The sequence below is a fragment of the Actinokineospora spheciospongiae genome, assembly GCF_000564855.1.
Taxonomy (GTDB): domain Bacteria; phylum Actinomycetota; class Actinomycetes; order Mycobacteriales; family Pseudonocardiaceae; genus Actinokineospora; species Actinokineospora spheciospongiae.
Window position 1 is genome coordinate 100,925 of sequence record NZ_AYXG01000101.1, and the last position, 13,251, is coordinate 114,175.

8 protein-coding genes and 1 pseudogene are annotated in these 13,251 nt (G+C 72.2%); 2 read left to right on the plus strand and 7 right to left on the minus strand.

Features of this window, described 5'->3' with window-relative positions:
* Positions 1-2: 2 nt before the first annotated feature.
* The 6 genes from UO65_RS33330 to eccD all read right to left on the minus strand — a co-directional run bounded on the left by UO65_RS33330 (position 3) and on the right by eccD (position 7,095).
* The gene (locus UO65_RS33330; RefSeq protein WP_052021169.1) at positions 3-2,831 is read right to left on the minus strand and encodes a hypothetical protein; all 2,829 of its coding nucleotides are present in this window, start codon (positions 2,829-2,831) and stop codon (positions 3-5) included.
* Between the two features lie 132 nt (positions 2,832-2,963).
* Complete coding sequence (locus tag UO65_RS14215) at positions 2,964-3,383, minus strand: hypothetical protein (RefSeq protein ID WP_035282721.1); 420 nt, start codon at positions 3,381-3,383, stop codon at positions 2,964-2,966.
* An 83-nt stretch (positions 3,384-3,466) separates the two neighbouring features.
* Positions 3,467-3,772, minus strand: coding sequence for a WXG100 family type VII secretion target (locus tag UO65_RS14220; protein ID WP_035282723.1), 306 nt, complete (start codon positions 3,770-3,772; stop codon positions 3,467-3,469).
* Positions 3,773-3,851: 79 nt separating this feature from the next.
* The gene (locus UO65_RS14225; RefSeq protein ID WP_035282725.1) at positions 3,852-4,178 is read right to left on the minus strand and encodes a hypothetical protein; all 327 of its coding nucleotides are present in this window, start codon (positions 4,176-4,178) and stop codon (positions 3,852-3,854) included.
* 93 nt (positions 4,179-4,271) lie between these two features.
* Positions 4,272-5,696: a type VII secretion protein EccB gene (gene eccB / locus UO65_RS14230; protein ID WP_035282727.1), complete on the minus strand. Its 1,425-nt coding sequence runs from the start codon at positions 5,694-5,696 to the stop codon at positions 4,272-4,274.
* A gap of 1 nt (position 5,697) precedes the next feature.
* Positions 5,698-7,095 carry a type VII secretion integral membrane protein EccD gene (gene eccD / locus UO65_RS14235; protein WP_035282729.1) on the minus strand — a complete coding sequence of 466 codons (1,398 nt, stop codon included), beginning with the start codon at positions 7,093-7,095 and terminating at the stop codon, positions 5,698-5,700.
* Between the two features lie 140 nt (positions 7,096-7,235).
* Here eccD and UO65_RS14240 point away from each other — a divergent pair, with 140 nt between their 5' ends.
* Complete coding sequence (locus tag UO65_RS14240; RefSeq protein ID WP_035282731.1) at positions 7,236-11,219, plus strand: type VII secretion protein EccC; 3,984 nt, start codon at positions 7,236-7,238, stop codon at positions 11,217-11,219.
* A gap of 228 nt (positions 11,220-11,447) precedes the next feature.
* The gene (locus UO65_RS14245; RefSeq protein WP_035282734.1) at positions 11,448-11,999 is read left to right on the plus strand and encodes a hypothetical protein; all 552 of its coding nucleotides are present in this window, start codon (positions 11,448-11,450) and stop codon (positions 11,997-11,999) included.
* Here UO65_RS14245 and UO65_RS14250 read toward each other — a convergent pair.
* Positions 11,993-12,493: pseudogene (locus UO65_RS14250) on the minus strand (glycosyltransferase); the annotation flags it as partial. The gene UO65_RS14245 and the pseudogene UO65_RS14250 sit on opposite strands and share 7 nt — an antisense overlap.
* Between the last annotated feature and the right edge of the window lie 758 nt (positions 12,494-13,251).

Genomic DNA, 13,251 nt, shown 5'->3' on the forward strand with positions numbered 1-13,251 from the left:
GGTCAGCTCCGTCCCAGAACGGGCGGCCGGGGGCCGTCCTTGTCCTCGTCCCAGGCACCGTCCTCGGCCTGAATCCAGATCTGCGGCTCGCGCTCCTTGTCCTGCTGGCCGCCCATGCCGCCCATCCCGCCCATGCCGCCGCCCATCGGCATCCCGCCCATGGGCATGCCGCCCATCTGGCCCGCCTGGGACAGGCCGCCCGGGATGCCGGGGGTCGCGTTCGCCGCGGCGGTGGTGACCCCGCCGGGGACGGTCAGGCCGCGGTCGCGGGAGACGTCGGTGTCGAACCGGGCCTCCCCCGCCGCGCCGACGGAGGCCGGGACGTGCCCGGCGCCGCCGCCACCGCCGAGGGACGGCACGTGCACGCCGCCACCACCGCCCGCCCCGCCGCCGCCCAGACCGCCGGAGGAGGTCTTGATGTCCGGCTTCTGCGCGCCGAGCGGGTTGAGGAAGCTCTCCAGCGCCGAGCTGGTGCCACCCGCGGTGTCCCCGGCGGCGCCGATGCCGTCGATGGCCCGGCGGGCGGCCTCCTTGGCCTCCTCCAGCGCCCTGGTGCGCTCGGGGCTGTCGCCCTCCTGGGCGAGCGCGTCGATCGCCTTGTCGGAGGCCGCCTTGGCGTCCTCGACGGCCTTGGCGTAGTCCGGGTCGTCGGGGTCGATCGCGCTGTCGAGGCCGTCGATCGCCTCCCGCGCCGCCTTGGCCGCCTCGTCCAGGGCCTTCTGCTGCTCCGGGGTGTCCCCCGGCCTGCCGAGCTTGTCGATCGCGGCCTCGGCGGCGTCCTTGGCGTCCTCGACCGCGCGGTGGTGCTCGGGGCTGATCAGGTTGTCGATCGCGTCCTGGGCGGCCTGCTTGGCCTCCTCCAGCGCCGCCTTCTGCGCCGGGTCGTCGGTCTTGGCGATCATGTCGTCGAGGGCCTTGGTGGTGGCGTCCTTGGCGTCCTGGAAGGCCTCGCGGGCCTTCGGGTCGAGCGGTTCGGAGCCGGAGCCGGGGCCGTCGGAGGAGGTGGAGGGCTTGTCGCCCAGCCCGCCCGCGCCGCCGCCGATGTCGTCGATGGCCTTCTGCGCGGCGTCCTTGGCGTCCTCCAGCGCCTTCTTGCGCTCGGGGTCGTCGGTCCCGCCGGCGAGGTCGTCGATGGCCTTGCCCGCGGCGTCCTTCGCGTCGTCGAGCGCTTCCTGCTCCTCGGGGGTGGGCACACCGGAGCCGCCGCCGAGCCCGCCGGATTTGTCGCCGGACCCGCCGGAGCCGCCGGTGAGGTCGTCGATGGCCTTGTTCGCGGCGTCCTTGGCGTCCTGGAGGGCCTTCTGCCGCTTCTGCTCGGCGGGGTCCGACCCGCCCGGGGTGCCGCCCATGCCCGGGGAGCCGCCGGTCATGCCGCCGCCCGCACCGGTGTCGCCGCCACCGCCCGCACCGGTGTCACCACTGCCGCCCGCACCGGTGTCGCCGCCGAGGCCGCCGGACTTCCCGCCGCCCATGAGGTCGTCGATGGCCTTGCCCGCGGCGTCCTTGGCCTGCTCCAGCGCCTGGTCGCGCTTGGCCTGCTCCGCCGAGCCCGCGCCGCCCGCGCCGGTGTCGCCGCCGCCCGCCGCGCCCGAGCCGGTCTCGCCGCCGCCTGTCGCGCCCGAGCCGGTCTCGCCGCCCGCGCCGCCCTTGAGGCCGTTGATCGCGTCGGAGGCGGCCGCATTGGCCTTGTCCAGCGCCTCCTTGTCGGAACCGCTCCCGCCGCCACCCGTGCTGCCGCCCCCGCCGGTGTCGGAGCCGCCCGACTTCGAGCCGGACCCGCCGGAGGAGCCGCCGCTGCCACCCGTGCCGGAGTCGTCGCCCAGGTCGTCGATCGCCCCGGTCACGGCCTTCTTGGCCGCCTCGAGGGCGGCCTTCTCCTCGGGGTCGTCGGTCTTGGCGATCAGGTCGTCGATCGCCTTGACCGCCGCGGCCTCCGCGTCGTCGAGGCCCTCCTGGTAGTCCTCGTCCTCCCCTTCACCGCCCCCGGTGTCGGTGTCGGTGTCGTCGTCATCGTCGTTGTTGTTGCCGTTGCCGTTGTTGTTGCCGTTGCCGTTGCCGTTGTTGTTCCCGCCGCCCGTCGAACCGCCGTAGCGGGGGTCCTCGGACTTGGCCAGGCCGTTGATGATGCGCAGCGGGGCGAGTTCCTGGCCGCGCGAGTCGTACTGCGTGCCCAGCCCCGAGGTCAGCTCCTGCAGGCTCTTGATCAGCGCCGCCTCGGCCTCGTCGTTGAGGGCGACGATCGCCTCGTTGGTCTTCTCCGCCAACTTGTTGATCAACTGCTGGATCTCGGAGGCGTTCGTGTCGTCGGCCAGGTCCATCAGGTTGTTGATGCCCTTGATGCCCGCGTTCTGGATGCGCTTCTCTTCGCTCTCGCGGTTCTTGTCGGCCTCGTCGACGATCTCCCACCACCGGTTGGCGTAGGCCTGGATCGCGTGGCCGACGTTGCCGATCGTGGTGCCGTACTGCTTGCTGTTGAGCGTGGTGTACAGCTCTTCGCTCTCGCTGAGCAGGTCCTTCGTGTACTTCTCGAAGGCCTCCCCCGCCTCGCCCTCCAGCGCGGTGCGCACGTTCTTGATCTCGGTGGCGAACGCCTCGTTGACCTCGCCCAGCCGCTTGGTGGCGTCCTTGACGGCGAACTCGAGGTCGTACCAGGCCTCCGCCGTGTTGTTGGTGGAGAGGCTGCCCTCGACGCCGCGGCCCCGGTGCGCGGTGTAGAGCAGGTCTTTGACCGCGTCGCTGAGGGCCTTGTACGTGGTGTACTTCCCGGGGAGGAACGCTGGGGCGGACGCCTGGTAGACGCCCACCAACTGGGGTTTTTTGGAGTCGGCCATGGGATCGGTTCCTCACCGGGGAGCGGTTGGCTTGGGTGGGTCGGTACGCGCACCAACCCGCCGTCGTCCTGCCGGGACGGTGCCGGGCCGGGGCGGAGGGCGGGTGGGTGGGGAAGGGCGGAAGAGGAGGGCTCAGCCGACGCTGTCGTTGTAGCCGTCGCCGTCGGCGTCGTTCTTGCGGCCGCCGAAGTTGCCCTGGTCCTTCTCGGTGTTCTGGTCCAGCGTGGTGATGCCGGAGGTGATGTTCTTCTTCAGCTCGCCGATGCTGTCCTTGATCTTCTTGGCGTTGTCGCCGTCGAGGTTCTCGAAGTCGTCGGCGATGTGGGTGAGGGTGGTCTCCATCTGCTCGAGCGCGATCTTGAGGTGCTCGGCGTGGGCGACGATGCCGTTGCGCCGGTCGTCGACGACGCGCTCGAGCCACTGCGCCAGCTCGAACTGGCCCGCGTTGGGCCAGTGCGGCTTCAGCTTGGAGAAGGCACCCATGTCGTCCATGAGGGCGCCGAGCTTCTTGGCCGACGTCCGGATCGCCTCCGGGTCGAACTTGGTGGTCATGATCGGGGCTCCTTGACCTTGTTCTGCGGGAGGGGGAAGGGTCCGCGGTGTGCCTGCGACCCGGCAGGCACACCGCGGACCGATCAGCCACCGTTGGCGAGGATCTTCTTGCCCCAGTCGCTGTCGGAGCCCTGCATGCCCGAGGCCGCGGCCTCCAGCTTGACCTTGAGCTGCTCGAGGTAGTCGTTGTGCCTGTGCAGGTCGTTGACCAGGTCGGTGGAGAGGCTCTCGTAGGCCTGGGCGCTGGTGCCCTCCCAGTCGACCATGATGGTCCTGACGTCGCCCTGGAGGCCCTGCACGTCACCGGCGATCTCGTTCGCCTTGTTCTTCATGAGGGTGACGCACGCCTCGATGACGTCGTAGTCGTAGAGAGTCTGGTCGTTCGCCATGATCGGAATCCTCTGCTCGTGTGGGGTGGTTCAGGTGGGATCAGGAGGTCGTGCGGTGGACCGGGCCGGAGTCCGGCGCTCAGCCGCCGAGGAAGCTCGAGCTGGACATGGACAGGTTCGTGATGTCCCGCGCGCTCGTCAGGTCCATCTCCGTCTGGTCCGCGGCCGCGCTCCGGATCGCCTTGATCATGCCGTTCATGTTCGTGATGACGCCCTGCTTCATCTGGGTGATCCACTCCTCGCAGACCTGGTCCAGCGCCGTGGTGACCTTGCTGCCGCTGGAGGCCAGGGTGTTGGCGATCTCCGTCCGCAGCGCCCGGAGGTGGGTGTCCTCCAGGGTGTTGATGAAGTCCTGGTGCTTCCCGGCAGCGGTGTCGATCTGTGTCTGGCTGAACTTCGTTGCCATTGCGGCTCTCCTCGGTTCGGTGTGCGACTGCCTTCATCCCCAACACGGTTGGGGCGCTCCGGGTGGTTCACCCCCGGAGCGGGGGAATTCGGATCAGGGGCCCTGGGTCTGCAACGCGGCCTGCGTGCTCAGCAGCGGACCGGTGGGCAGCAGGGCGAGCAGTGCGGCGGGGACGGGCACCGCGGCGTTCTCGGCGTAGCCGAGCGCCCCGAGCGCCGCGGCGTCGGCCACCGGGTAGCGCATCCCGTTCTCGGTGATCAGGTGCAGGGCGCCCGGTGCCGCGCCGGGGGCGGGCAGGTCGCGGGCCAGCACGCCGCCGCCCGCGGGCACGGAGGCCCGGTCGGCCATCGTCCCGGCGTCGTGCGGGGCGGTGGGCACGGCTTTGGCGTCGACCTCCGCGGCGGGTCGGACCTCGGCCGTCACGTCCATGTCGCCGTCGCCGGTCGGCCCGTAGCGGACGCAGGCGTAGGAGTCGCGCGGTGGGGTCACCAGGGTGGGTGGTTGCGCGGGCAGGCCGCTCACCAGGTCGACCCCCGGTGCGACCGGGATGCCCTGCAGGGCGGCGGGTCCGACCTCGATCGGCGTCACCGCCGCGCCCGGGTATGCGCGCTTGGTGTCCGGGGCGGCCAGCAGCAGGGCCGCGGTGGTCCGGCTCAGCGCCGCGACGCCGTCGGCGCGCAGCAGGTAGAGCTGGTCGGAGTCGATCGCGGGGTTGCGCACGCGGAAGACCTGGCCCACCACACCGGGTTTGCCGTCGACCTGCGGGCCGGCCGCGCCGATGCCCGGGGTCACCGGCGCCGCCACGTCCTTGCCCTGCTCCAGCGGGTTGAGCCAGGCCGCCGACACCGGCAGGGGCCGGGTGTCGCCGTAGCCGAGGGTGTCGAGCACGGCGCGGTCGCCGACGCGGTGCCGCTTGCCCTGCCACACCAGGTGGACCCCACCGTCCGGGGTGGACACCAGGAGGGCCTGCGCGTCGGTCAGCCCCGGTCGGGACGGCCCGCCGATCAGCAGGGTGACCTGCGGGCCCGCCTGGGGTGTGCCGTCCCCGGGGGTGACGCAGGCCGTCCAGGGGCCGCGGTTGAGCCGGTCGGCGCCGGGGAGCATGTCCGGTGCGCCCGTGATGCCGATCGGCTGGCCGACGGGGGTGTCGCCGAGGGAGTTGCGCGACACGGACTTCACCTGGCCGCCGCCACCGGCACCCCCGGTCGCCAGCCGGGCCGAGGAGTAGTTGAGCACCGGGCGCAACTGCCCGGCGAGGTAGACGTACCGGGTGCCGGTCGTCTTGTCCATGACGATGGCGCCGTCCTGCCGCCAGGAGTTGTCCCCGCCGGGGACGAACAACCCGTAGATGCCGAAGATCGCCATCAGCACCGCCGCGAGCAGCACGCCGAACACGGTGCCGGTGTTCAGCCGCCGGTAGGGCGACTGGATGGCGTCGGGCCGCCCGGTGGTCACGGCGGACACCAGCCGCCCCACCACGAAGAAGTAGGCCTGGACCTGGTCCCTGCGCGACTGCATGTCAGCCCGCCAATCCGCGCATGGCCGCGTACACGCCCAGCACCTGCAACAGGATCGGCACCACGGCGATGGCGGTCACCGATTCGAGGATTTCCACGGCCCGGCCCCAGTAGGGGCGCAACCGCCGCCCAGGCAGGCGTTCCCCAGCCAGCAGGAGCAGCAGCCCGACCACCAGGACGGGCAGGAACACCACCAGCAGCCGCGCGCCACCGGTCTGCTCGGCACCGACGTGCAGCAGGTTGGTCACCACGACCACGAGGGCGGGCACGACGAACGCCCACCGCGCCGCCAGCCCGCTGGGGTGGCGCGAGCGCAGCAGCAGCAGGAACGCCATCACCAGCGACAGCACCATCGACCAGCCGTGGCCGCCGACGACCAGGAACGGCACGAGCACCGACTGGGCCAGGCCGAGGCCGGTGTGCAGGGCGGTGGAGTAGCCGACGGTCGCGGCACCGCGTTCGATGACCACCTTGTGCGGCACCGGGTCGATGTCCTCGCTCAGCTCGTCGGCGCCACCGGGCAGCATCGGCAGGGTCAGCCCGGAGAGCCGGAACGCCGTGGACGGCACGAACGCCCCGGCGAGCAGCGTCAGGGTCAGGCCGATGGCGACGGCCTGCGGCCCGGTGACCTCGGCGAGCGACCCGATGAGCCCGGTCACCGCCAGCACCCCGGTGAACAGGATGGCCCCGGCGAACAGCAGGGCCGAGTCGGCGACCGCGACGACCCCCACGGCCAGCGCGATGAGCGCGGCGGCGGCCGCGGCGGTCAGCCGCACCATCGTCCCGGACTCCGGGCTGAGCACCCGCACCAGCAGGTCGCCGCCGAGCGCGGCGTAGACCGCGGCGGCACCGGCGAGCACCGTGGCGGGCTGCGGCTTGGCGGCGCCGCGCGCCACCAGGGCGCTCGCCCCCAGCAGCAGGACGGCCACCACCCCGGCGACCAGGGCCTGGAGGCCGACCGCGCCCACACCGGGCACCAGGAGCACGCCGAGCACCAGCGCGGCACCGGACACGACGCGCAGCAGCACCCGGGTGCGGGCGGCGTTCCACGCGCCGGGGTGCTCGCGCACCTGCTCGCCGACGCCGTCGACCAGGTCGTCGAAGTCGATGGCCGCCAGCTCGTCGGCGCGCGGCCGGAAGTGGACGGTGTCGCCGTCGAGGAGTTGCAGCTCGGCGAGGGTGCGGTCCTCGTCCAGCGGCGGTTCCCCGACCCGCTGCACGACCCACCCCTCGTGGTCGGCGCCCTGCTCGATCCACTCGGCCCCGAACTGGGGCAGGACGGCGGGCAGCAGGTCGGTGAGGGGGACGTCCGCGGGCAGGGCGACGTCGGTCGCCTTCTTCCCGAGCACGAACCGCAGCCTCACGGCGGTGGTCGTGCGGTGCTGTGTCTGCTCTTCCATCGGTGTCCGGGTCCTTTCCTGCCGGTGCGAGGCAGAGCACGGCTGCGGGGCCGTCCCGGGTTCACCCGCGGCGGCGGTGACCCTTTTCGGGGTCGGGAGCCGTGCAGGGGTGGAGAGCACCGACCGACCGAGGAGAGCACGTGGGCACAGTCCTGTTCGCGCGGAGGTCGCGGCGGCCCAAGCCGACCGCCCCCGACTCCGAGATCGAGATCCAGGAGCCGCCCGCCGTACCGGAGGACACCGGCGGCGGCATGAGCTCGGTGCTGATGTACGCCCCGATGGGCCTGGGCTCGATGGCCATGGTGATGATGTTCGTCCGGCCCGGCGCCGGGGCGATGGCCTACATCGGCGGCGGCATGATGGTGCTGTCGGTGGTCGGGATGCTCGTGGTGCAGCTCATGCGCAGCTCGGTGACGCACAAGCAGAAGCTGCACGGGCACCGCCGCGACTACATCCGCTACCTCGCGCAGTTGCGCGGCCGGGTCCGCAAGTCCCTGCACGCCCAGCAGCGCGCCGCCCGGTGGGTGCACCCGGACCCGCGCGCCCTGTGGTCGATCGCCCTTGGCTACCGGCTGTGGGAGCGCAGGCCCGCCCACGACGACTTCGGCGAGGTCCGCCTGGGGGTCGGCGCGCAGCGCTCGACGCTGAAGCTGCTGCCGCCGAGCACCAAGCCGATCGAGGACCTGGAGCCGATGTCGGCGCACGCGCTGCGCCGGTTCCTGCGCGCCTACTCGTCGCTGCCGGACGCGCCGATCGCGGTGTACCTGCGCGGTTTCGGCCAGATCCAGTTCAGCGGCGCCGACGCGGCCGTGCTGGACCTGGTCCGGGCGGTGCTGGCCCAGTTCGCCGTCGCGCACGCCCCCGGTGACGCCCGGATCGCCGTGTGCGCCTCCGCCGACCGGGTGGACCGCTGGGACTGGGTCAAGTGGCTGCCGCACAACCAGGACCCGGAGAGCCGCGACGCGGCGGGTCCCCGGCGGCTGGTGGCCGCCGAGGTGGCCGAGGTGGAGCTGCTGCTGGGCGGCCCGTCGTTCACCGGCAGGCCCCGGTTCGAGGCCGACACCCCGATCACCGCCTCCGAGCCGTTCGTGGTGCTGGTCGTCGACGGGGTGTCCGTGCCGTCGGACCACCGCATGGCCGACGAGGGCTACCGCAACGCCGTGGTGCTGGACGTGTCCGGTTCGCTGCCCTGGCAGCAGCGCCCCGGCGTGCTGTTCCTGGAGGTCGACGCCGACGAGGCGCGGACCGTGTCGTTCGACCGCTTGGGCAAGCCGAGGACCAGCCCGCTGTGCAGGCCCGACCGGCTCAGCGCGATCGCGGCGAGCGCCCTGGCCCGCACCACGGCCAGGTTCCGGGTCGGCGAGGTGTCCGAGGACGACGAGCCGATGGCCGCCGACTACGACCTGGCCGGGCTGCTCGGCCTCGGCGACGTGGCCCGGTTCGAACCGGTGAAGTACCGCCGCGAGCGGATGACGGCCAAGCGGCGGCTGCGGGTGCCCATCGGCATCGCCGCCAACGGCACCCCGCTGGAACTCGACCTCAAGGAGGCCGCCGAGGACGGCATGGGCCCGCACGGGCTGTGCATCGGGGCCACCGGCTCCGGCAAGAGCGAGCTGCTGCGCACGCTGGTGCTGGCGCTGGCCGCCACGCACACCTCGGAGGACCTCAACTTCGTGCTGGTGGACTTCAAGGGCGGCGCGGCGTTCCTCGGCTTCGACGAGCTGCCGCACACCTCGGCGGTGATCACCAACCTGTCCGAGGAGCTGGAGCTGGTCGACCGGATGCAGGACGCGCTGGCCGGTGAGATGAACCGCCGCCAGGAGCACCTGCGCGCGGCGGGCAACTACGCCTCCCGCCGCGACTACGAGGCCGCCCGCGCCCAGGGCGTGCCGCTGGAGCCGATGCCCGCGCTGTTCATCGTGGTCGACGAGTTCTCCGAGATGCTCTCGGCCAAGCCCGACTTCATCGACCTGTTCGCCATGATCGGCCGCCTGGGCCGGTCGCTGGGCGTGCACCTGCTGCTGGCTTCCCAGCGGCTCGACGAGGGCCGCATCCACAAGATCGAGACGCACCTGTCGTACAAGATCGGCCTGCGCACCTTCTCGGCGATGGAGAGCCGCAGCATCCTCGGTGTCCCGGACGCCTACGAGCTGCCCAACAGCCCCGGCAACGGCTACCTGCGCCCGGACACCCAGTCGCTGATCCGGTTCAAGGGCGCGTTCTCCTCCTCCCCCTACCGCACCAAGCAGCGGGCGCAGTCCGACGACGGGGTCGAGCAGCGGGTCGTGCCGTTCGGCACCGCCTACGTCGAACCCCCGGCGACCCTGGAACCCGAGCCGGAGCCGGAGCCGGTGAACGGCGAGGTCACCGAGACCATGCTGGACGTGCTCATGGGCAGGCTGCGCGGGGTGGGCCCGCGGGCGCACCAGGTGTGGCTGGCCCCGCTCAAGACCTCGGCCACCCTCGACCAGCTTCTGCCGCCGCTGGTGGACGACCCGAAGCTGGGCCTGCGCCCGGTGGGCGACCTGATGACCTCCGAGCTGACCGTGCCGCTGGGCCTGGTCGACCTGCCCGCGCAGCAGAAGCGCGACCTGCTGGTGGCCGACCTGTCCGGCGGCAAGGGCAACGCCGCGGTGGTCGGCGGCCCGCAGAGCGGCAAGTCCACCGTGCTGCGCACCATCATCTCGGCGCTGGCGCTGACCCACAGCGCCGCCGAGGTGCAGTTCTACTGCCTGGACTTCGGCGGCACGCTCAGCTCGCTGGCGAAGCTGCCGCACGTGGGCAGCATCGCCAACCGGCTCGACCGCGACCGGGTCACCCGCACGGTGCTCGAGGTCACCAACATCATGTCCAAGCGGGAGGAGCTATTCGCCGAGCACAACATCGACTCCATGACCACCTACCGGCGGGCCCGGCGCGAGGGCCGCTTCTCCGACCTCGACCCGTACGGGGACGTGTTCCTCGTCGTCGACGGCTGGTACACGATCAAGCAGGACTTCGACGAGCTGGAGGAGAGGTTCACCGAGATCGCCGCGCGCGGGCTCAGCTTCGGCGTGCACCTGCTGATCTCGTCGAGCCGGTGGGCGGAGATGCGCCCGTGGCTGCGCGACGTGCTCGGCACCCGCTTCGAGCTGCGCCTCGGCGACCCGACCGACTCCGAGATCAACAGCCGGTTCGCCGCGACCGTGCCCGCGATCCCCGGCCGGGGCATCACCCCGGACCGGCTGCACTTCCTCGCCGCCCTGCCCCGCATCGACGGCCAGTCCGACACCGACGACCTCGCCGAGGCCACGGTGGAGCTGGCCGAGGCGCTGGCGGTGCCCGGCGGCCCGGTGGCCCCGCAGGTGCGGCTGCTGCCGCACACCCTGTCGGTCGCCGAGCTGCCCCCGCCCACCGCGCCGTCGAAGGCCGCGGAGGTCCGCATCCCCCTCGGCGTCGACGACGTCGAGCTGGGCCCGCTGTGGCACGACTTCGACGCCAGCCCGCACCTGCTGATCTACGGCGACACCGAGTCCGGCAAGACCAACCTGCTGCGCCACATCGCCCGCTCCGTCGTGGCCCACCACAGCAACGACGAGGCCCGCATCATGTTCGGCGACTTCCGCCGCGAACTGCGCGACTGCGTCCCCGCCGAGCACCAGATGGAGTACGCGGTCGGCGCGGAAGCCCTCGCAAAGTCCATCGAGGGCGCGGCGTCGGTCATCCGCAAGCGCGTCCCCGGCCCGGAGATCACCCCCAGCAGGCTCCCCAAGCGCGACTGGTGGCAGGGCGGCAGGCTCTACATCATCATCGACGACTTCGAGATGACCGAGACCGCGGGCGGCGCGGGCGCGCTGGCCCCCCTGCTCCCCGTCCTCGCCGACGCCGCGGACGTGGGCGTGCACGTGATCATCGCCCGCTCCACGACGGGGGCGGGCCGGTCGATGGGCAACGCGGCGGTCCGCAAGATGTGGGAGCTGGGCACGCCCGCGCTGCTGCTGTCGTGCCCGAAGCAGGAGGGCGCGTTCCTGGGCAACCTCAAGCCCCGCACCCTGCCCGTCGGCCGGGGTCAGTACATCAACCGCCGCCGCTCGGTGCGGCTGGTGCAGACCCCGCTGGTGGACCTGCCGGAGGCCACGGACTGACCGGTCGGGGCGAAGGGGTGGTCACCGCGCTCGCGGTGACCACCCCTCTCCCGTGCGTTCAACCCGAACCGGTTGCGGGCGGCCACCCGTCCCGCGACGGGTTGGCCGCCTGGCGCGGCTGTCGGAGAACTCCCGGTTGTCACCGACCGGGCGGGCCCGCGGCACTAGCATGCCGGTGCCCGGCGGTGTCAGCCCGGATTCCGCCCCGGACCCGACCTGGATGGACCCGTGAGCCAGTACCCGCCGTACCCACCTGCCGGGTACCCGCCCCGGTTCCCGCAGCCGAGCCCGAGCGGTGCGACCGCGTACACGGCGGCCGGGGCCGGTGTGGTGTTGGCGATCGCCTGCGCCTGGGGGGCCTTCGTGACGTTCGGCGCGGTCTCCGAGTGCGTGGGGCGCTGCGTGGCCAGGTCGGGCGCCTCCTACCCGATCTCGATCGCGTGCGCGGTCGGCCTGAGCGTGTCGGCGCTGCTGCTGCTGGTCGGCGCGGCACTGATCTTCGCGCGCCAGACCGCGGGGGCGGTGCTCACGGCGGTCGGGGCCTTCCTGCCCTCGGTGACGGCCGTCCTGTTCTTCCTCGTCCCGAACATCCGGATCTACGTCGCGTACCTGGGCATGACCGCGGTCGTCGTCCTCATCGGCCTGACAGCGCTGTTCGAGATGATCCTCAGCCTGCTGCCGCCGACGTTCGCGTTCCTGCGGCACACCCCGCACAAAACCCACTTCCCCGGGCACGCGCCGTACGGCCAGTACCCGCCACCGGGGTACGGGCCTCACTGACCTGCTCCGAGGAGCAGCTTCGCGGCGACCACCGCCCCGTCGGTGCGGATCTCGCCCGCCACGGCCCGCGCCCGCACCCCGGTCCCGGGGGCCAGGGCCGTGGCGAGCGCGGCGGACAGGGAGTCGGTGGTCGGGGTCGGACCGTCGTGCGCCGAACCGATGCCCAACCCGGCCACCCGGGCGGCCCAGTACGGCTGATCCGCGATCCGGGGCACGACCACCTGGGGCGCACCGGCCCGGGCGGCGGTCGTGGTGGTACCCGCACCACCGTGGTGCACGACGGCGGCCACCCTGCCGAACAGCGCCTGCTGGTTGACCTCACCGACGACGAAGCAGTCCTCCGCGTCGTCGACCGGCGCCAACCCGGCCCACCCGCGGGCGAGCAGGACCCGGCGCCCCTGCGCGCGGACCGCCTCGGTGGCCACCCGCGCGGTGTCCACCGGGGACTGCGCGGCCCTGCTGCCGAAACCCACGTACACCGGCGGCGCACCGGCCCGGTCCATCAGCGCCGCGAACTCCTCGTCCGGAGGGGCGCACACCCGCGCCTCCGCGCCGAGCTGCCACAACGCGACCGCGAGCGCCGCGAGCGGCTCGACGTCTCCGCGTGATCCCCACGAGGTCAACAAGACACGGACTGTGCACCCATTCCGCAGATTTGGCCTGGAGGCGGCAATTCTGCGACCTGACCGGGGTCTTGCCACAAGCCCCCCGGCGCGCTATATGTTGAAGTGGGGGGGAAGTGAGGCCTTCTTGCCGCTGTCGCGGCTCGTCCACTCTGGACACTGTCGACGAATCGGACACTGTCGGCGAATCCCGTGGTGGACAGCGTGGCGGAGCAACATGGCGGACCGGCTCCATCCGGTCACCCCTTACCACACCTGGACGAAAGTGGTGCCGCGCCATCCACAGGCCCTGGGGGACCCCCGATTTCTATTCTTCCGCAGGGTGAAGGGCTGGTCAAACGTCTATCCACAGGCGATTGCGCCTGCGCTCTGGGTGGGCTGCGCTCTGCGAAGGTCGAGCTTTGAGGCGCTGAGTGGGGAACGTGCTTCGTCGTGGCTGCCCGGTCTTTTCGTTGAGGTACGCCTGGGTGGGTGGATGTGGTCGGCTGTTCCCCGGTTTAAAGCCCGGGGCTTTGTGGGGTGCCCGGCTGGGTGGATGTGCTCGGCTATTCCCCGGTTTAAAGCCCGGGGCTTTGTGGTGGGTGCCCGGCTGGGTGGATGTGTTTGGCCGGGGCCCCTATGGCGATCAT

Excerpts from the sequence above, each read along its gene's own strand:
- eccB (WP_035282727.1), bottom strand. The coding sequence starts at position 5,696 with ATGCAGTCGCGCAGGGACCAGGTCCAGGCCTACTTCTTCGTGGTGGGG.
- UO65_RS33330 (WP_052021169.1), bottom strand. The coding sequence starts at position 2,831 with ATGGCCGACTCCAAAAAACCCCAGTTGGTGGGCGTCTACCAGGCGTCC.
- UO65_RS14225 (WP_035282725.1), bottom strand. The coding sequence starts at position 4,178 with ATGGCAACGAAGTTCAGCCAGACACAGATCGACACCGCTGCCGGGAAG.
- UO65_RS14220 (WP_035282723.1), bottom strand. The coding sequence starts at position 3,772 with ATGGCGAACGACCAGACTCTCTACGACTACGACGTCATCGAGGCGTGC.
- eccD (WP_035282729.1), bottom strand. The coding sequence starts at position 7,095 with ATGGAAGAGCAGACACAGCACCGCACGACCACCGCCGTGAGGCTGCGG.
- UO65_RS14215 (WP_035282721.1), bottom strand. The coding sequence starts at position 3,383 with ATGACCACCAAGTTCGACCCGGAGGCGATCCGGACGTCGGCCAAGAAG.